Raw genomic sequence first — 19,051 nt, forward strand, 5'->3', positions numbered from 1 at the left:
ATCCGGCATGCCGAACAGTTCGACCGCATTGGCCGCCTTCACGCTGCCGCCGTATAGAAGCCGCACACCTTGTGCGACTTCAGAATTCTCTGCCGCCAACTGGGCGCGAATGGCTGCGTGCACATCCTGCGCCTGTTGCGGCGAAGCAGTCAGCCCAGTGCCAATGGCCCAGACCGGCTCGTAAGCGATTACTGCCTTTGCAAAAACCTCAACACCCAGCCCCTCGATGATGCTGCCCAGCTGACGCCCGACAACCTCAAGAGTTTTACCGGCTTCGCGCTGCTCAAGGGTTTCCCCTATACACAACACCGGAATCAAGCCACATGCCTGTGCCGCTGCGAACTTGCGAATGAGTGTTTCATCATTCTCGCCGATGATCTGGCGGCGTTCGGAATGTCCGACGAGCACCAGGGAGCAACCTTCATCAGCCAACTGACTCGCAGCAACCTCACCAGTCAGTGCACCTTGTTTGGATTCCACCGCAGCGTTCTGCGCGCCGACCTTGATCGACTTGCCTTCCAGACCGTCAATCACCTGATTGACATGCAAGAAAGACGGGAATACCGCTACATCAACACCGCTCGGCAAGGCCAGATTACGCAAGCCTTCGATCAGCTCAGCGACGCTGGCGCGGGTACCGTGCATCTTCCAGTTACCAGCTACCATAGGGCGACGCATGCTGTACCTCGTCGGTCAAAGTGGGCGCAGATGTTACCCAACACAATCATGGCTGGCAAGCCGAATTCAGGCAGAAACTTCAGTAACCAGTTTTGCCAGCTCTTCGGCATAACCACGAACCTGTGTTTCGTCCTCGCCTTCGACCATCACCCGCACCAGCGGCTCTGTCCCCGACTTGCGCAACAGCACACGCCCGCGACCGGCCATGGCCTGGGTGACACGCTCACTGGCCTCCTTGACCGATGGATGATCGAGGGGGCTCGCACCACCACCGAAACGGACATTGATCAGCACCTGCGGACATTTGCGCAGCGCCTGGCGGGCTTGAGCCAACCCTTCGGAGCGGGTCTTCAGCGCCATCAACACCTGCAGCGCAGCGATGATTGCATCACCGGTGGTGGTGTGGTTGAAGCAGACGATATGTCCGGAGTTCTCGCCTCCGACCAGCCAGTTGCGTTCCAGCAGGTCGGCGATCACATAACGGTCACCAACATTGGCGCGCACGAAAGGAATCGCCAGGTCCGCCAGAGCCAGTTCCAGCCCCAGGTTGCTCATCAACGTACCGACTACACCGCCCTGCAACTTGCCGCGCTCATGCAGATCGCGAGCAATGATGAACAGCAGCTCGTCGCCATCGACGACAGCGCCGGTGTGATCGACCATCAGGACCCGATCGCCATCACCGTCGAAGGCAATACCCAGATCGGCATGCTCGGCCAGCACCGCGGCTTGCAACTGACCCATATGGGTCGAACCGCAATTATCATTGATGTTCAGGCCGTTTGGCTGCGCGGAAAGCACAACAACGTCGGCGCCCAACTCACGAAATACGCTAGGCGCCACTTTGTAGGTCGCGCCATGGGCACAGTCGATCACGATTTTCAGGCCGGTGAAGCTGGTGCCCGTCGGGACGCTGCTCTTGCAGAATTCAATATAACGACCCGATGCGTCGTTGATGCGCGATACCTTACCGATCTTGCTCGACTCAACCACAGTCATCGGGGTATCGAGCAACTCTTCGATCATCAGCTCGACTTCGTCCGGAAGCTTGGTGCCCTTCCCGGAAAAAAATTTGATGCCATTGTCATCATGAGGATTGTGCGAAGCACTGATCACGATGCCGGCCTCGGCATGGAACGTCCGAGTCAGATAAGCGATGGCAGGCGTCGGCATCGGCCCCAGCAGCATCACATCAGCGCCTGCGGAGGTAAGCCCGGCTTCAAGCGCCGACTCGAACATGTACCCGGAGATACGCGTGTCCTTGCCTACCAGCACCTTGCACGCACCCATTTTGCGGAATGCCATGCCAGCTGCCCAGCCGAGTTTGAGCATGAAGTCCGGGGTGATCGGATATTCGCCGACCCGACCACGAATGCCGTCGGTACCAAAATATTTCTTCGTCATAAGTGCTCCATCATTCTTATTCGGCTGATTCCACTGCGGCGATCATCCGCACCACATCGACTGTTTCGGCCACATCGTGGACGCGCAATATACGCGCCCCCTTGACCGAAGCCAGCGCTGCGAGCGCCAGACCGCCAAAAAGGCGCTCTCCAACCGGACGATTCAACGCCTGCCCAATCATGCTCTTTCGCGAAACCCCGACTAACAGGGGCCGCCCCAAGGCATGCAAGGCTTCCATATGTTTAAACAAGCTTAGATTGTGCTGCAGGGTTTTCGCGAAGCCAAACCCCGGGTCAAGAATAATCCGCTCGGCCGCAATCCCCACCGACGCACATTGCTCCATGCGCTCGGCGAGAAACTCGCCAACTTCTTTCGTCACATCCCGATACTGCGGATTGTCCTGCATGTCGCCCGGCTCGCCGAGCATATGCATCAGGCATACAGGAAGACCGGTGGCCGCCGCCGCATCCAGGGCTCCGTCACGCCGCAACGAACGCACATCATTGATCAACCCCGCCCCCAGTCGTGCAGTTTCGCGCATGACAGCCGGCGTGGAGGTATCAACAGAAATAATGACATCCAGCTCACGATTGATGCGCTCGACGATCGGCGCAACACGCTCAAGCTCTTCGAGCGGTGAAACCGCCCTGGCACCGGGCCGGGTCGACTCGCCCCCGACATCAATCAGCGTCGCGCCAGCCGCCACCATCGCTTCGGCGTGGCGCAAGGCCGCATCGAGCTGACTGTATCGGCCGCCATCGGAAAAGGAGTCGGGAGTGACATTGAGAATGCCCATAACATGCGTATGGGCCAAATCAAGAACCCGGTTGCCGCAAGGCAACCGGGTCAGGGACTGAACAGAAGTCATTTCAAACCTTAAACGTCAGCAGCCGGACCGCCAATCGGAGTTTCCGGACGCGGATCCTGCGCCACCGGAGGTGTTCCGGATGTGCCGGCACCACCGCCTGACCAGTCACGCGGCTCACGTGGCGTACGACCCGCCATGATGTCATCGATCTGATCAGCATCGATCGTCTCGTACTTCATCAGGGCATCTGCCATGGCGTCGAGCTTGTCACGGTTATCCGTGAGGATCTGCTTGGCCGTGCCGTAGCACTGATCAATGATGCTGCGTACTTCGGAATCGATCAGCTTGGCAGTCTCACCGGAGAAGCTTGCACTCTGACCGCCACCGCCGCGACCGAGGAACACTTCGCCCTCTTCTTCGGCATACATCAACGGACCGAGTTTTTCCGACAGACCCCATTTGGTCACCATGTTCCGCGCAATCTGACTTGCTCGCATGATGTCGTTGGATGCGCCGGTGGTAACGCCGTCGAAGCCCAGGGTCATCTCTTCAGCAATACGGCCGCCGTACAACGAGCAGATCTGACTGATCAGTGCACGCTTTGACAGGCTGTAGCGATCTTCTTCCGGCAGGAACATGGTCACGCCCAGCGCACGACCACGGGGAATGATCGACACTTTGTAGACCGGATCATGCTCAGGCACGACGCGACCGACGATAGCGTGACCAGCTTCGTGGTAAGCGGTGTTCTGCTTCTCTTTCTCGGACATGACCATCGATTTGCGCTCGGCGCCCATCATGATCTTGTCTTTAGCCAGCTCAAACTCCTTCATCTCGACGATGCGCTTGCCGGTACGGGCAGCGAACAACGATGCTTCGTTGACCAGGTTGGCCAGGTCGGCACCGGAGAAACCAGGTGTACCACGAGCAATCACGGCCGGAGCGACATCGTCACCCATTGGCACTTTGCGCATGTGGACCTTGAGAATCTGCTCACGACCACGGATGTCCGGCAGACCAACCACAACCTGACGGTCGAAACGGCCTGGACGCAGCAATGCAGGGTCCAGCACGTCCGGACGGTTGGTTGCGGCAATGACGATGATGCCATCATTCATTTCGAAGCCGTCCATCTCTACCAGCAACTGGTTGAGAGTCTGCTCGCGCTCATCGTGACCACCACCCATGCCGGCGCCACGGTGGCGACCAACGGCGTCGATTTCATCGATGAAGATGATGCATGGCGCGTGTTTCTTGGCTTGTTCGAACATGTCGCGGACACGGCTCGCACCGACACCCACGAACATCTCGACGAAATCGGAACCGGAGATGGTGAAGAACGGCACCTTGGCTTCGCCGGCAATCGCCTTGGCCAGCAAGGTTTTACCGGTACCCGGAGGACCGACCATCAGCACACCGCGAGGAATGCGACCGCCCAGGCGCTGGAACTTGCCTGGATCGCGCAGGAACTCGACCAGCTCACCGACTTCTTCCTTGGCTTCGTCGCAACCGGCAACGTCACCCAGGGTGGTTTTCACCTGGTCTTCGGAGAGCAGGCGCGCCTTGCTCTTGCCGAAGCTCATCGGCCCGCCCTTGCCACCGGCACCGCCCTGCATCTGCCGCATGAAGAACATGAAGACGGCGATGATCACCAGGATCGGAAAACTTGCGACCAGGAGCTGAGTCCAGATGCTTTGCTGTTCAGGCTGCTTGCCTTCAACCACTACGTGGTTGTCGACCAGATCGCCAATCAGGCCATTGTCCTGGATTGCCGGACGAATGGTCTTGAAGCTGTCGCCATCGTTGCGCTTGCCGGTAATCACATAGCCGTCTACGGCTACGCGCTCGACCTTGCCATCCTTGACCTGCTGGATGAAGTCGGAATAGTTGAGGGTCTGCGGCTCGTTAGGGCTGGAGAAGTTGTTCATCACCGTCACGAGGACAGCCGCGATGATCAACCACAGGATCAGATTCTTTGCCATATCGTTCAATTAACTACCCTCTGAAGCAAGCTCCGCTGTTGGCGCGCGCTTCGCATGATATTCACCGGCCTAACTTACTACATTACCTACGGCTCTGGCAGGCGCCGTCTGTAACCCTTTGTGAAACACTTTCTACACATTATTCGCTAATGCCCACGGGGCGAAATACGAAAAACCTATCGACCCGCTGAAAAACCTCGATTTACTCACTACGGCCGCGGTAGCCCCAAGCCAGCATGTATTGCTCGCGGGAGCTGCCACGGGAAGAGTCCGGCTTGATCATCTGGACCTTGTCGAATTTCTGACGAGTGTCCTTCACGTAAGCATCAAACCCTTCGCCCTGAAACACCTTGATCACGAAATTACCACCTGGCTTGAGTATGCGAGCTGCCAGATCAAGAGCCAGCTCACATAGAAACATGGCTTTTGGCATGTCCACCTCAGGCGTACCACTCATATTGGGGGCCATATCGGAAATCACAAGGTCCACCTGCGAATTACCCACGGCTTCAAGGATCTGAGCGAGCACGTCGTCCCGGGTGAAGTCACCCTGGATGAAGGTCACGTCCGGAATGCTGTCCATTTCCAGGATGTCCGAGGCGATCAGACGCCCTTGACCACCGATCAGCCGACTTGTGACCTGCGACCAGCCGCCTGGCGCCGCTCCCAGGTCGACAACGCTCATACCCGGACGGATCAGTTTGTATTTCTCCTGGACCTCCAGAAGCTTGTAACTCGCACGCGAGCGGTAACCATCCTTCTGCGCCTGTTTCACATAAGGATCATTGACATGTCTTTGCAGCCACTTAAGGCTTGTCTTGGAACGGGCCACGGGCCACCTCGAAAATAAAACGGGTCGTGATTAACTGGGCGGTCCCGGACTCGCTCGGGTAAACTGGCCGCCGCTTTTTACAAGATCAGACGCAGGGGTCAGATTATGCCGCTCAAACCAGAGCAGAAGAAACAATACAAATCCATTGGCCACCATCTGAAACCAGTTTTGACTGTGGCTGACAACGGTTTGACTGAAGGTGTGTTAGCCGAACTTGAACGCGCGCTGGCGGATCACGAGCTGATTAAAATCAAGCTCAACATCCTCGATCGCGAATCCCGCCTGGCAACCATTGCAGAAATTTGCAAGGCCGGCAAAGCGGACCTGGTTCAGGTCATCGGCAAGATGGCATTGATTTACCGCAAGAACTTCAGCGTCAACAAGCAGCTGTCGAACGTCCATCGCTTCGCGTGATGACAAGGGTCAAGGGTGTGCTTCGCGCACCCTGCCACTCCATCCAGGCACTGGTTGCAATACCAGCACCAGCCCGGAAAATCCCAGCACCAGATAGCTGAACGTTTCCCAGCGCACCGCTTGCGGCCAGCCAATGCGCACGATGAAAAACATCCCGCACGCATACAGCGACATCAGCAGCAGTTGCCCGCGAATATCGCGCCATAGACTGACAAGGCCCTCGGCCTGAATCAGCACCAAAGCCTGAAAAATCACACACGCTGTGGCGAATCCCACCATCAGCGCACCCAGCATGCCTTCAATTTCGTCGATCAGCAGCGGCGCCAGGCCAATCTGGCCCAGCACCGGCAGCAGACCGATATGCAACAACCACAGGCCGCCAACCCACAACATCTGAGTCAGTTGCCAAAGCATGGCGCCCGCACGAAGCGGACGCCTTCTTTCAGATGTGACGGACTTCGACAATCTCGTACTCGATAACGCCGCTAGGCGTTTTGACCGCGACCACGTCACCTTCTTCCTTAGCGATCAAGGCGCGAGCCAGTGGCGAACCCACCGAAATCTTGCCCAGTTTGAAGTCAGCCTCGTCCTCACCCACGATGTGGTAAGTGACGGTTTCGTCGGTTTCGACGTTGGCAATTTCAACGGTGGTGCCGAAAATCACTTTGCCAGTGTGAGGAATGGTCGTGACATCGATGATCACCGCGTTCTGCATGCGGCCTTCGATGTCACGGATCCGCGCCTCGACCATACCCTGCTGCTCGCGAGCAGCGTGGTATTCGGCGTTTTCCTTCAGGTCACCCAACTCGCGGGCCGTGCCGATGTCCTGGCTGAGCTTCGGACGGACGACCTTGGTCAGGTGAGCGTGTTCTTCTTCCAGGGCTTTGGCACCCTGGACGGTCATTGGGTATTTGATCATGCCTTCAATCCTGCGTGTAGGTCCTGCAAGCGGCGCACGGTCTTCTCGGGACCGAACTTCAGCGCTTCGCAGATAGCTTCGCCAGCAGCAATGGTCGTGGTGCAGTAGATCTTGTGCTGCAAGGCATTACGACGAATGGAGTAGGAGTCAGCGATCGACTGACGACCTTCGGTGGTGTTGATGATCAGGGTGACTTCGTCATTCTTGATCATGTCGACCACGTGAGGACGACCTTCGGTCACCTTGTTCACACGACGCACTTTCAGTCCTGCGGCTTCGATCAGCTTGGCAGTACCGGCAGTGGCGACCACTTCGAAGCCCAAGTTGATCAGATCACGAGCCACGCCTGCAACCAGTGGCTTGTCGTCATCACGCACGCTGATGAACGCGGTACCGCCGGTCGGCAGCACTTCGCTGGCGCCCATCTGGGCCTTGGCGAAGGCTTCGCCGAAGGTATCGCCCACACCCATCACTTCACCGGTGGACTTCATCTCTGGGCCCAGGATCGGGTCCACGCCAGGGAATTTGGCGAATGGGAACACCGCCTCTTTCACGCTGTAGAAGTTCGGAATGATTTCCTTGGTGAAGCCAATTTCTTTCAAGGTTTTACCGGCCATCACGCGAGCCGCGATCATGGCCAGGGAAACGCCGATGCACTTGGACACGAACGGTACGGTCCGGGAAGCGCGCGGGTTGACTTCGATGACGTAGATGTCTTCGCCTTGCAGCGCCAACTGAACGTTCATCAGGCCGACAACGCCCAGTTCCAGGGCCATTTTCTTGACCTGTTCGCGCATCTCGTCCTGGATGTGGCCAGGCAGCGAGTACGGCGGCAGGGAGCACGCGGAGTCACCGGAGTGAACACCGGCCTGCTCGATGTGCTGCATGATCGCGCCGATCACAACGTCGGTGCCGTCGCAGACCGCATCCACATCCATTTCGATGGCGCAGTTGAGGAAGTGGTCGAGCAGCACCGGACTGTCGTTGGACACTTTCACCGCGTCTCGCAGGTAGCGCTTGAGCTCTTCTTCTTCGTAAACGATTTCCATCGCGCGGCCGCCCAGTACGTAGGACGGACGAACCACCAGCGGGTAACCGATCTTGGCAGCGGCACGAATCGCTTCGTCTTCGCTGCGCACGGTGGCGTTTGGCGGCTGACGCAGGTTCAGGCGCTCAACCATCTGCTGGAAGCGCTCACGATCTTCGGCACGGTCGATGGCGTCAGGGCTGGTGCCGATGATTGGCACGCCAGCTTCTTCCAGGGCGCGAGCCAGTTTCAGCGGGGTCTGGCCGCCGTACTGGACGATCACGCCTTTCGGCTTCTCGACGCGGCAGATTTCCAGCACGTCTTCCAGGGTCACTGGTTCGAAGTACAGGCGATCGGAGGTGTCGTAGTCGGTGGAAACGGTTTCCGGGTTGCAGTTGACCATGATGGTCTCGTAACCGTCTTCACGCAGGGCCAGCGCGGCGTGTACGCAGCAGTAGTCGAACTCGATGCCCTGGCCGATACGGTTAGGACCGCCGCCGAGGATCATGATCTTGTCGCGGCCCGACGGCGCGGCTTCGCACTCTTCCTCGTAGGTCGAGTACATGTAGGCAGTGTCAGTGGCGAACTCGGCCGCGCAGGTGTCAACGCGCTTGTAGACCGGGAACACTTCCAGCTTGTGGCGGTGGCGACGCAGAGCCTTCTCGGTCACGCCCAGCAGCTTGGCCAGACGCATGTCAGAGAAGCCTTTGCGCTTGAGCTTGAACATCAGGTCGCGGTCGATGCTGGCCAGACCCAGGGTCTTGACCTTCTCTTCTTCCTTGATCAGATCTTCGATCTGCACCAGGAACCACGGGTCGATCATGTTCATGCCGAAGATGTCTTCGACCGACAGACCAGCGCGGAAGGCATCAGCCACGTACCAGATACGCTCGGCACCCGGCACGGTCAGTTCGCGCTTGAGGATGCTCATGCTTTCCGGATTGCTCAGGTCGAGCTTCTCGTCCAGACCGCAAACGCCCACTTCCAGACCGCGCAAAGCTTTCTGCAGGGATTCCTGGAAGGTCCGGCCGATGGCCATGACTTCACCGACCGACTTCATTTGAGTGGTCAGGCGTGCGTCGGCTTTCGGGAATTTCTCGAAGGCGAAACGTGGCAGCTTGGTCACGACGTAGTCGATGGACGGTTCGAAGGACGCAGGCGTAGCGCCGCCGGTGATTTCGTTCTGCAACTCGTCCAGGGTGTAGCCGATCGCCAGCTTGGCAGCGATACGCGCGATCGGGAAACCAGTGGCTTTCGAGGCCAGTGCCGAAGAGCGGGATACACGCGGGTTCATCTCGATCACGACCATACGGCCGGTGTCCGGGCAAATGCCGAACTGAACGTTGGAGCCGCCGGTTTCCACGCCGATTTCACGCAGTACCGCCAGGGAGGCGTTACGCATGATCTGGTATTCCTTGTCCGTCAGGGTCTGCGCTGGCGCAACAGTGATCGAGTCACCGGTGTGCACGCCCATCGGGTCAAAGTTTTCGATGGAGCAGACGATGATGCAGTTGTCCTTCTTATCGCGGACAACCTCCATCTCGTACTCTTTCCAGCCGATCAGGGATTCGTCGATCAGCAGTTCTTTGGTCGGCGACAAGTCGAGACCACGGGCGCAGATTTCTTCGAACTCTTCGCGGTTGTAAGCAATACCGCCGCCGGTGCCGCCCATGGTGAAGGACGGACGGATGATGCACGGGAAGCCGAGCTTTTCGAGGACCGCGTTGGCCTCTTCCATGCTGTGGGCGATACCCGAGCGCGGGCAATCCAGGCCGATGGATTTCATCGCCTTGTCGAAGCGCGAGCGGTCTTCCGCCTTGTCGATGGTGTCAGCGTTGGCGCCGATCATCTCTACGCCGAACTTCTCCAGAACGCCTTCGCGCTCCAGGTCCAGCGCGCAGTTCAGAGCGGTCTGGCCGCCCATGGTTGGCAGCAGCGCGTCCGGACGCTCCTTCTCGATGATCTTGGCAACGGTCTGCCACTTGATCGGCTCGATGTACGTAGCGTCAGCCATGTCCGGGTCGGTCATGATGGTCGCTGGGTTGGAGTTCACCAGGATGACGCGGTAACCCTCTTCGCGCAGGGCTTTACAGGCCTGGGCGCCGGAGTAGTCGAATTCGCAGGCCTGGCCGATCACGATCGGGCCAGCGCCGAGAATCAGGATGCTTTTTATGTCTGTACGTTTTGGCATGGGTTTGTCACTCAAATCCGCAGGTCAGTCGGCAAGCCGTCTTGTTCAATCTGTGAAGCCTGAGGGGGCCACCGGTGTCGGGACCACCCTCAAGCTTTGCTGCATCAAGGCGAGCGATCAGCGTCGCTTGGCCATTTCGTTGATGAAGCGATCAAACAGAGGCGCTACGTCGTTCGGGCCAGGGCTGGCTTCAGGGTGACCCTGGAAGCTGAAGGCGCTCTTGTCGGTACGCTCGATCCCTTGCAGGGTGCCGTCGAACAGCGATTTGTGGATCGCCCGGACGTTGGCTGGCAGGGTCGCGTCATCTACCGCAAAACCGTGGTTCTGGCTGGTGATCATCACAACGCCGGTGTCCAGATCCTGGACCGGGTGGTTCGCGCCGTGATGGCCGTGACCCATTTTCAGGGTCTTGGCGCCGGAGGCCAGGGCCAGCAGCTGGTGACCGAGGCAGATGCCGAACACCGGAATCTCGGTTTCGAGCACGTCCTTGATCGCCTGGATCGCGTAGTCACAAGGCTCAGGATCGCCCGGGCCGTTGGACAGGAACACGCCGTCCGGCTTCAGCGCCAGGACGTCGGCCGCTGGGGTCTGGGCCGGCACCACGGTCACGCGGCAGCCGCGCTCGACCAGCATACGCAGGATGTTCAGCTTGACGCCGTAGTCGTAGGCCACCACGTGGTACGGCAGCTCGGAGGCGTCGATGGTCGCGTGGCTGTCGGTCTTCAAGTCCCAGACAGTCGAGCGCCACTCGTACTTCTCTTTGGTGCTGACGACTTTCGCCAGGTCCATGCCTTTGAGGCCAGGGAAACCCTGGGCAGCGGCGATGGCAGCTTCTTCGGAGATGTTGTCGCCGGCCATGATGCAGCCGTTCTGCGCGCCTTTCTCACGCAGGATGCGCGTCAGGCGACGGGTGTCGATACCCGCGATCGCCACAACGTTGTTGGCTTTCAGGTAGTCGGACAGGGACATCGTGTTACGCCAGTTACTCGCAACCAGCGGCAGGTCACGGATGACCAGGCCAGCGGACCATACGCGGTCGGACTCGGCATCTTCCGGCGTTGTACCGGTGTTGCCGATGTGCGGGTAAGTCAGGGTAACGATCTGTTGGGCGTAGGAAGGATCGGTAAGGATTTCCTGATAGCCGGTCATGGCGGTGTTGAACACCACCTCACCAACGGTTTGACCGTCGGCTCCAATGGCTTCGCCGCGAAAAATGCTGCCATCAGCAAGGGCGAGTATGGCTGGCTTAGTCAAGAAGACCTCCCGTAAATAACGCCTGAAAGGGCGATCGCAGGTTGTAAAAAAGCGGAGTGACGTATGGACACGTCACCCCGCTTCTTCACCGAATTATTCTGCGCGCTTTTAGTGGACACACTAAAGCTGTAGCTTACAGAAAAAGGCATTTTTGGTCTACCGCCAATGAGCCTGAAAGGCCATGGAATGCGACAGGACGTCGCTTGGCGGAATAAAACCGGGCTCAAACACACTGTTTGAACCCGATTTCGGGCGCATCTTAACGCAGGTCGAGCACGTCTTGCATGTCGTAGAGGCCAGGCTCGCGCCCATCCAGCCACAATGCTGCACGCACCGCACCCTTGGCGAAGGTCATGCGGCTGGACGCTTTGTGCGTGATTTCCAGTCGCTCACCCTCGCAGGCGAACAGCACGGTGTGATCGCCGACCACATCACCACCACGAACGGTAGCGAAGCCAATGGTTTCGCGCTCGCGGGCACCGGTATGGCCTTCACGACCATAGACCGCCACCTTCTGCAGATCACGATCCAACGCACTGGCGATCACTTCGCCCATGCGCAGCGCCGTGCCAGAAGGTGCATCGATCTTGTGCCGATGATGGGCCTCGATAATCTCGATATCCGCCTCATCGCCCAGCACACGGGCCGCCATGTCGAGCAGCTTCAGCGACAGGTTTACACCCACGCTGAAATTAGCCGCGAACACGATCGGAATGTCCTTGCCCGCCTCCGCCAGCAACTGCTTCTGCGCGGCGTCCAGTCCAGTGGTGCCGATCACCATGGCCTTGCCTGCCTTGCGGCAGAACGCCAGGTTTTTCAGCATCACTTCCGGGAGCGTGAAGTCGATCAACACATCGAATTCTTCAGCCACCGCCTCCACATGACCGGACAGCGGTACGCCGATACGCCCGAGTGAAGCCAGCTCGCCAGCATCCACGCCAATCAGCGTGCTACCAGGGCGCACGATGGCCGCGGTCAGGCCGGCCAGCGGCGCGCGTTGCTGCACCGCCTCGACCAGGATCTTGCCCATGCGCCCGGCAGCGCCCATCACAGCTATACGTCGCATGCCGACTCCTTACAAATCGCCGAAGAAACGCTTCACGCCTTCGAACCAACCGGTGGTTTTCGGCGAATGGCTGTTGTCGTCCGCCAGGGAACTGCGGAACTCTTCGAGCAATTCGCGCTGACGACGGCCCAGGTTGACCGGGGTTTCCACCGCCACACGACACATCAGGTCGCCAGCACCGCCGCCACGCACGGGCGCAACGCCCTTGCCGCGAACACGGAATTGCTTGCCGGTCTGAGTACCTTCCGGGATTTTCAGTTTGACCCGGCCATCGAGGGTCGGAATCTCCAGCTCGCCGCCCAACGCCGCGTCGACAAAGCTGATCGGTACTTCGCAGAACAGATGCTTGCCGTCACGCTGGAAGATCGCGTGCTCGCGCACATTGATCACCACGTACAGGTCGCCAGTCGGGCCACCCTGGGCGCCCGCCTCGCCTTCACCGGACAGGCGAATGCGGTCACCGGTATCAACACCGGCCGGCACCTTCACGGAAAGGGTCTTGTACTCTTCGACACGACCTTCGCCGTGGCAGGAATCGCACGGATCGGAAATGATCTTGCCCTGGCCATGGCAGCGCGGGCAGGTTTGCTGCACCGAGAAGAAGCCTTGCTGCATGCGAACCTGACCGATACCACCGCACGTTGGGCAGGTGATCGGCGAGGAACCTTTCTTGGCACCCGAACCGTCGCAGGGCTTGCAGTTGACCAGTGTCGGAACGCGGATATTCACGGTCGTGCCGCGCACTGCTTCTTCCAGGTTCAGCTCCAGGGTATAGCGCAGGTCGCTGCCGCGCTGGGCACCGCCACGGGAACCGCCGCGACCGCCACCGAAGAAGTCACTGAAGACATCACCAAAGATGTCGGAGAAGTTCTGACCGCCAAACCCGGCACCGCCGCCACCCATGCTCGGGTCGACACCGGCGTGACCGTACTGGTCGTACGCCGCGCGCTTGCTGGAATCGGACAGCACTTCGTAGGCCTCGTTGGCCTCCTTGAACATCTCTTCCGACGCTTTGTCGTCAGGATTACGGTCCGGGTGATGCTTCATCGCCAGGCGACGGTAGGCCTTTTTCAGGTCCGCTTCGCTTGAGCCGCGCTCAACACCCAATACTTCGTAATAGTCACGCTTTGCCATAAGTCTTTGCACTCTTAAGGACGTTCGGCAAATCCCTCCTGAGCTTCGCCAAACTCGTTGAGCCCCAATACAGGCCCGGACCCAACTCACGTCAATTCAACGATCCTGGTCTTTGTTCATTGCGGTACTTGCGGCTCGAAAAGCAGGAGCATCCTCGGCCATACCACCAACATCCGAACGTTGTCGCATGCTGTAAAAATTCGTTAACTCCAGACACGCCAACGCGGGAGCAAGCCCCCGCGCGGCGACATCCTACCAGTCACTGCCCAAAGGCAGTCAACCGGCCGACCAACAACTTACTTGTGGTCTTTGACTTCTTCGAACTCAGCATCGACAACGTCGTCAGCTTTTTCAGCTTTTTCGTCGTGCGGTGCAGCGCCTTCAGCTGGCTGAGCCTGCTCGGCGTACATTTTCTGAGCCACTGGCGCGGAGACTTTCGACAGTTCTTCAACCTTGGCGTCGATCGCAGCCTTGTCGTCGCCTTTGACAGCGGCTTCCAGGGCTACAACAGCAGCTTCGATTGCAGTCTTCTCTTCAGCGCTTACTTTGTCGCCAGCATCAGCGACCATTTTGCGCGTCGAGTGAACCAGTGCATCGCCCTGGTTACGGGCAGCGGCCAGCTCTTCGAACTGACGGTCAGCGTCGACGTTGGCTTCAGCATCGCGAATCATCTGCTGAATTTCTTCCTCGGACAGACCGGAGTTGGCCTTGATCACGATCGACTGAGTCTTGCCAGTAGCCTTGTCTTTGGCGCCTACGTGCAGAATGCCGTTGGCGTCGATGTCGAAGGTCACTTCGATTTGTGGCACGCCACGTGGTGCTGGTGGAATCTCGGCCAGGTCGAACTTGCCCAGGGACTTGTTCTGGGCCGCTTGCTTACGCTCACCTTGCAGCACGTGAATGGTCACAGCGCCCTGGTTGTCGTCGGCAGTCGAGAACACTTGCGATTTCTTGGTAGGAATCGTGGTGTTTTTCTCGATCAGCGCGGTCATCACGCCGCCCATGGTTTCGATACCCAGGGTCAGCGGGCTGACGTCCAGCAGCAGAACGTCTTTCACGTCGCCGGCCAATACGGCGCCCTGGATAGCAGCACCCATGGCAACGGCTTCGTCCGGGTTCACGTCTTTACGCGCTTCTTTACCGAAGAACTCGGTGACCAGCTTCTGAACCAGTGGCATACGGGTCTGACCGCCAACCAGGATCACGTCGTTGATGGCGCCAACGTCGATACCGGAGTCTTTCAGAGCGATGCGGCAAGGTTCGATGGTGCGTTGAACCAGGTCTTCCACCAGCGCTTCGAGCTTGGCGCGGGAGATTTTCACGTTCAAGTGCTTAGGACCGGTGGCGTCTGCAGTGATGTACGGCAGGTTCACGTCGGTCGAATTGCTCGAAGACAGTTCAATCTTGGCTTTTTCAGCGGCTTCTTTCAGGCGCTGCATGGCCAGCGGGTCACCTTTAAGGTTCATGCCGCTTTCTTTCTTGAATTCGTCAACGAGGTAGTCGATCAGACGAATGTCAAAGTCTTCACCGCCCAGGAACGTGTCACCGTTGGTGGCCAATACTTCGAACTGGTGCTCGCCATCGACTTCAGCGATTTCGATCACGGAAACGTCGAAAGTACCGCCGCCCAAGTCGTAAACGATCACGGTGTGATCGCCCTTCGCCTTGTCCATGCCGTAAGCCAGAGCGGCTGCGGTTGGTTCGTTGATGATACGTTTAACGTCCAGACCCGCGATGCGGCCGGCGTCTTTGGTCGCCTGGCGCTGGCTGTCGTTGAAGTAGGCCGGAACGGTGATTACCGCTTCGGTCACTGGCTCGCCGAGGTAGTCTTCGGCGGTCTTCTTCATTTTCTTCAGGATTTCAGCCGAGATCTGTGGCGGCGACATTTTCTGGCCGTTCACTTCAACCCATGCGTCGCCGTTGTCAGCCTTGGCGATTTTGTACGGGACCATCTTGATGTCTTTCTGTACGACTTCTTCGTCGAACTTACGACCGATCAAACGCTTCACCGCGTACAGGGTGTTGTGCGGATTGGTCACAGCCTGACGCTTGGCCGACTGACCAACGAGGATTTCGCCATCGTTGGCATACGCGATGATCGACGGCGTGGTACGCGCGCCTTCAGCGTTTTCAATAACTTTGGCTACGCCGTTTTCCAGCACGGAGACGCAGGAGTTGGTAGTCCCCAGGTCGATACCGATAATTTTGCCCATGTTAACTCTCCCGAAACTTTGGATTTGGTTGCCGCAGCAGTGGTGGCTAACTGCGGTAGCACTTAAACGCTTGACTTCTAAATGGGGGCCTTGCGGCTAATTTCAAGCCTGCTCGTCAATCGAAGGCGAAACTGGCGAAGGCGCCTTGCTGACCACAACCATGGCCGGGCGCAGCAGGCGACCGTTGAGCTGGTAACCCTTCTGGAACACCTTGAGCACGCTGTTCGGCTCGACATCGGCGCTTTCCTGCATGGCCATCGCCTGATGATGAACGGCGTTGAACGGTTCGCCATGCGGGTCGATCGCTTCCAACTGATAACGCTTCAGGGTGTCCTGGAACATTTTCAGGGTCAGCTCGATGCCTTCGCGCATTGGGCGGATGCTTTCGTCGTCCGGGTTGGACAACTCCAGGCCACGCTCCAGGCTGTCGATGATCGGCAGCAGGTCGCCGGCGAATTTTTCCAGCGCAAACTTGTGAGCCTTTTCGACATCCTGCTCGGCGCGACGGCGGACGTTCTGCAGATCAGCCGCTACACGCAAAGCCTGATCGTGAGCACCAGCCAATTGCTCTTCGAGCACTTGTACACGAGCCGCCAGCTCATCACCCGAAACCTGGGCAGCCTGATCGGCGTCGAGATTTTGCGTATCCACTGTCTGTTCGTCAGCCATAGAATTTCTCCTTTCAATATCGTCCGCGAGCTCAACTCGCGCTTCTGCCCAGCTATATGGGGCCGCAAAATTCAGCTTCAAGGGGCGGGAAAGGATTAACCCTACAAAAAGAGCTGCATTGTCATTCCTCGATGCGCTAACGATTTCGTCGGATCAAGCAAATCGAGCTAAGGGAGGGCATTGTCAGCCAGAAACAAAACACTGTATAAATAACCAGACCTAAAGCCTGGGAGCGGCCTTTATGCTGGTGCACCTGTCCGTACATAACTACGCCATCGTTGAACATCTCGATCTCGAACTCGATCGCGGGATGAGCGTGATCACAGGGGAAACCGGCGCCGGCAAGTCGATCATGCTCGACGCCCTGGGCCTGACCCTGGGTGATCGCGCCGACAGTGGCGTCGTCCGCCCCGGTGCCGACAAGGCCGACATTCTGGCGACTTTCGACCTGGTCGATATCCCGGAAGCCAGTGCCTGGCTGGCCGAGCGCGACCTGGAAAGCGACGGCCCGTGCATCCTGCGCCGGGTGATTACCGCCGAAGGTCGATCACGCGGCTATATCAACGGCACGCCCTGCCCGCTCGGCGACCTCAAGTCCCTGGGCGAGCTGCTGATCGACATTCACAGCCAGCACGAACACCAATCCCTGCTCAAGACCGATACCCATCGCCGTCTGCTTGACGAGTACGCCGGCGCTACGGATCTCGCCCGTCAGGTGCAACTGGCCGCCCAGCGCTGGCGCCAGACCCGCCAGGAGCTGGAACGCCTGTCCAATTCCGGCGATGAGCAGCGCGCTCGCCATCAATTGCTTAGCTATCAGCTCGAAGAGCTGGAAAACCTCGGCCTCGGTGAAAACGAGCTGGAGCAACTGGAGCAGGAACACAAAAACCTGACCAACGCCGAAACCCTGTTGGGCATCTGCCGACAAGTGGTCGAGCAATGCAGCGAGAGTGATTCCGGCAATGTGCTGAACGCCCTGACCGCCAGCCTCAATCGCTTGTCGAGCGTGAACAACTCGATCGGCGCCCTGGGTGAAGCCAGCAGCCTACTCACCAGCGCGCAGATTCAGGTGGAAGAAGCCGTCGGCGAACTCAACCGCTTCCTTGATAACTTCGACGCCGATCCAGCGCGCCTCCAATACCTGGAAGAACGCCTCGATGCGATCTACACCCTGGCGCGCAAACACCGCATCCAACCGACCGAAGTGGCCGAGATGCAGCAAAAGCTGCTGGATGAAATCGAAACCCTGAATGCTAATGACGAATCCATCGAACGCTTGAGCGATGAACTCGCGTCCTATGCCCGTCATTATCAAGAGAAGGCCCGCGACCTGAGCGACCTGCGCCATCAGGCCTCGGGCAGCCTGGCCAGTGCCGTGGAACAGGAAATCCAGCGCCTGGGCATGCCTGGCGGGCGCTTCACCATCGAATTGCGCCCCAACAGCAGCAATGAACTGTTACCCAACGGTCTTGAACAGGTAGAACTACTGGTCAGCGCCAACCCTGGGCAGCCCATGAAAGCCCTGGCAAAAGTGGCGTCGGGCGGCGAACTGTCGCGGATCAGCCTGGCGATCCAGGTCATCACCGCACAGACGTCTCGTGTTCCGACACTCGTGTTCGACGAAGTGGACGTGGGTATTGGCGGCCCTACCGCGGAGATCGTCGGCCAGTTGCTACGCCGACTTGGAGAGCGCGGGCAGGTGCTGACCGTGACTCACCTGCCGCAAGTGGCGGCGCAGGGTCACCAGCATTTATTCGTGCATAAGGTGCGCGGCGAGGATGCAACCCATACGGCCGTGTCCAAGCTGAGCAAGAATGATCGTGTCGAAGAAGTCGCGCGCATGCTCGGGGGGATTGATCTGACGAAGGAATCCCTGGCTCACGCGAAGAAAATGGTCATCACCGCCAAGATTTAAGATCAGCAGAAAGCACGAAGGCGACCCTTGGGTCGCCTTCGCTCGTTTCGCGAACATCCTGTTCGCGCGACAGGCTTACTTTTTCTTGCGTACGTACAGCACGAGATTGTGATCCACCATCTCGAAACCATACTTATCGACGATAGCCTTCTGAAGACGCTCGATTTCTTCGTCGAAGAATTCGATCACTTCACTGGTTTCGACGTTGACCATATGGTCGTGATGCTTGCCGTCGTCCAGTTCGAAGACCGCGTGACCGCCGTCGAAGTTGTGTCGCACCACAAGCCCAGCTGCCTCGAACTGAGTCAGTACACGGTAAACCGTGGCCAGACCGACGTCCTCACCAGCCTCCATCAGCGCCTTGTAGACATCCTCGGCACTCATGTGGCGTTGCTCGGCGGAATCGAGCATTTGCAGAATTTTGACCCGTGGCAGGGTCACTTTGAGGCCGGCTTTGCGTAGTTCGCTATTTTCAACCAAGGTCAGCTTTCTCGCGATGCTGATTCGCAGCGTCTCTAAATCCGCGTATGATAGGCGTATACGTA

16 protein-coding genes are annotated in these 19,051 nt (G+C 58.5%); 2 read left to right on the forward strand and 14 right to left on the reverse strand.

Features of this window, described 5'->3' with window-relative positions:
* The 5 genes from tpiA to rlmE all read right to left on the reverse strand — a co-directional run.
* A partial coding sequence (tpiA, locus tag ACIQY3_RS33770; RefSeq protein ID WP_403028897.1) for a triose-phosphate isomerase occupies window positions 1–678 on the reverse strand: 678 nt, incomplete at its 3' end.
* Between the two features lie 66 nt (window positions 679–744).
* Window positions 745–2,082 carry a phosphoglucosamine mutase gene (gene glmM / locus ACIQY3_RS33775; protein ID WP_403028900.1) on the reverse strand — a complete coding sequence of 446 codons (1,338 nt, stop codon included), beginning with the start codon at window positions 2,080–2,082 and terminating at the stop codon, window positions 745–747.
* Between the two features lie 16 nt (window positions 2,083–2,098).
* A complete protein-coding gene (gene folP / locus ACIQY3_RS33780; protein ID WP_403028902.1) occupies window positions 2,099–2,950 on the reverse strand; it encodes a dihydropteroate synthase in 852 nt (283 codons plus the stop codon).
* An 8-nt stretch (window positions 2,951–2,958) separates the two neighbouring features.
* The gene (gene ftsH, locus ACIQY3_RS33785) at window positions 2,959–4,872 is read right to left on the reverse strand and encodes an ATP-dependent zinc metalloprotease FtsH (RefSeq protein ID WP_054050044.1); all 1,914 of its coding nucleotides are present in this window, start codon (window positions 4,870–4,872) and stop codon (window positions 2,959–2,961) included.
* Between the two features lie 202 nt (window positions 4,873–5,074).
* Entirely contained in the window at window positions 5,075–5,704 is a 630-nt protein-coding gene (gene rlmE / locus ACIQY3_RS33790) for a 23S rRNA (uridine(2552)-2'-O)-methyltransferase RlmE (protein ID WP_403028907.1), read from the reverse strand.
* Between the two features lie 105 nt (window positions 5,705–5,809).
* Between rlmE and ACIQY3_RS33795 the strand changes: the two genes are divergently transcribed.
* Complete coding sequence (locus ACIQY3_RS33795) at window positions 5,810–6,118, forward strand: YhbY family RNA-binding protein (protein ID WP_123405145.1); 309 nt, start codon at window positions 5,810–5,812, stop codon at window positions 6,116–6,118.
* 9 nt (window positions 6,119–6,127) lie between these two features.
* Here the strand turns inward: ACIQY3_RS33795 and ACIQY3_RS33800 are convergent, their stop codons facing one another.
* The 8 genes from ACIQY3_RS33800 to grpE all read right to left on the reverse strand — a co-directional run bounded on the left by ACIQY3_RS33800 (window position 6,128) and on the right by grpE (window position 16,591).
* Window positions 6,128–6,532: an MFS transporter gene (locus tag ACIQY3_RS33800; RefSeq protein ID WP_403028911.1), complete on the reverse strand. Its 405-nt coding sequence runs from the start codon at window positions 6,530–6,532 to the stop codon at window positions 6,128–6,130.
* A gap of 28 nt (window positions 6,533–6,560) precedes the next feature.
* A complete protein-coding gene (greA, locus tag ACIQY3_RS33805) occupies window positions 6,561–7,037 on the reverse strand; it encodes a transcription elongation factor GreA (protein ID WP_054050053.1) in 477 nt (158 codons plus the stop codon).
* On the reverse strand, window positions 7,034–10,255 hold the full coding sequence (carB, locus tag ACIQY3_RS33810; RefSeq protein ID WP_401330575.1) for a carbamoyl-phosphate synthase large subunit: 3,222 nt from the start codon (window positions 10,253–10,255) through the stop codon (window positions 7,034–7,036). Before carB ends, greA begins: the two co-directional genes overlap by 4 nt.
* Window positions 10,256–10,372: 117 nt before the next feature.
* On the reverse strand, window positions 10,373–11,509 hold the full coding sequence (gene carA, locus ACIQY3_RS33815; protein WP_054050057.1) for a glutamine-hydrolyzing carbamoyl-phosphate synthase small subunit: 1,137 nt from the start codon (window positions 11,507–11,509) through the stop codon (window positions 10,373–10,375).
* Window positions 11,510–11,768: 259 nt separating this feature from the next.
* Window positions 11,769–12,575, reverse strand: a complete 807-nt coding sequence (dapB, locus tag ACIQY3_RS33820) for a 4-hydroxy-tetrahydrodipicolinate reductase (RefSeq protein WP_403028916.1) — start codon at window positions 12,573–12,575, stop codon at window positions 11,769–11,771.
* 9 nt (window positions 12,576–12,584) lie between these two features.
* Window positions 12,585–13,709, reverse strand: a complete 1,125-nt coding sequence (dnaJ, locus tag ACIQY3_RS33825) for a molecular chaperone DnaJ (protein ID WP_007933514.1) — start codon at window positions 13,707–13,709, stop codon at window positions 12,585–12,587.
* Window positions 13,710–14,005: 296 nt separating this feature from the next.
* Window positions 14,006–15,922: a molecular chaperone DnaK gene (gene dnaK / locus ACIQY3_RS33830; protein ID WP_123405132.1), complete on the reverse strand. Its 1,917-nt coding sequence runs from the start codon at window positions 15,920–15,922 to the stop codon at window positions 14,006–14,008.
* A gap of 102 nt (window positions 15,923–16,024) precedes the next feature.
* Entirely contained in the window at window positions 16,025–16,591 is a 567-nt protein-coding gene (gene grpE, locus ACIQY3_RS33835; protein ID WP_123516483.1) for a nucleotide exchange factor GrpE, read from the reverse strand.
* A 241-nt stretch (window positions 16,592–16,832) separates the two neighbouring features.
* Between grpE and recN the strand changes: the two genes are divergently transcribed.
* A complete protein-coding gene (recN, locus tag ACIQY3_RS33840; protein WP_054616167.1) occupies window positions 16,833–18,506 on the forward strand; it encodes a DNA repair protein RecN in 1,674 nt (557 codons plus the stop codon).
* A gap of 75 nt (window positions 18,507–18,581) precedes the next feature.
* Here recN and fur read toward each other — a convergent pair whose 3' ends face one another.
* The gene (fur, locus tag ACIQY3_RS33845; protein WP_003197684.1) at window positions 18,582–18,986 is read right to left on the reverse strand and encodes a ferric iron uptake transcriptional regulator; all 405 of its coding nucleotides are present in this window, start codon (window positions 18,984–18,986) and stop codon (window positions 18,582–18,584) included.
* Window positions 18,987–19,051 lie beyond the last annotated feature (65 nt).

Source organism: Pseudomonas sp. NPDC096950 (genome assembly GCF_044762525.1).
Lineage (GTDB): Bacteria > Pseudomonadota > Gammaproteobacteria > Pseudomonadales > Pseudomonadaceae > Aquipseudomonas.

Excerpts from the sequence above, each read along its gene's own strand:
- glmM (WP_403028900.1), bottom strand. The coding sequence starts at position 2,082 with ATGACGAAGAAATATTTTGGTACCGACGGCATTCGTGGTCGGGTCGGC.
- folP (WP_403028902.1), bottom strand. The coding sequence starts at position 2,950 with ATGACTTCTGTTCAGTCCCTGACCCGGTTGCCTTGCGGCAACCGGGTT.
- ftsH (WP_054050044.1), bottom strand. The coding sequence starts at position 4,872 with ATGGCAAAGAATCTGATCCTGTGGTTGATCATCGCGGCTGTCCTCGTG.
- ACIQY3_RS33795 (WP_123405145.1), top strand. The coding sequence starts at position 5,810 with ATGCCGCTCAAACCAGAGCAGAAGAAACAATACAAATCCATTGGCCAC.
- ACIQY3_RS33800 (WP_403028911.1), bottom strand. The coding sequence starts at position 6,532 with ATGCTTTGGCAACTGACTCAGATGTTGTGGGTTGGCGGCCTGTGGTTG.
- greA (WP_054050053.1), bottom strand. The coding sequence starts at position 7,037 with ATGATCAAATACCCAATGACCGTCCAGGGTGCCAAAGCCCTGGAAGAA.
- carB (WP_401330575.1), bottom strand. The coding sequence starts at position 10,255 with ATGCCAAAACGTACAGACATAAAAAGCATCCTGATTCTCGGCGCTGGC.
- dapB (WP_403028916.1), bottom strand. The coding sequence starts at position 12,575 with ATGCGACGTATAGCTGTGATGGGCGCTGCCGGGCGCATGGGCAAGATC.
- dnaJ (WP_007933514.1), bottom strand. The coding sequence starts at position 13,709 with ATGGCAAAGCGTGACTATTACGAAGTATTGGGTGTTGAGCGCGGCTCA.
- dnaK (WP_123405132.1), bottom strand. The coding sequence starts at position 15,922 with ATGGGCAAAATTATCGGTATCGACCTGGGGACTACCAACTCCTGCGTC.
- grpE (WP_123516483.1), bottom strand. The coding sequence starts at position 16,591 with ATGGCTGACGAACAGACAGTGGATACGCAAAATCTCGACGCCGATCAG.
- recN (WP_054616167.1), top strand. The coding sequence starts at position 16,833 with ATGCTGGTGCACCTGTCCGTACATAACTACGCCATCGTTGAACATCTC.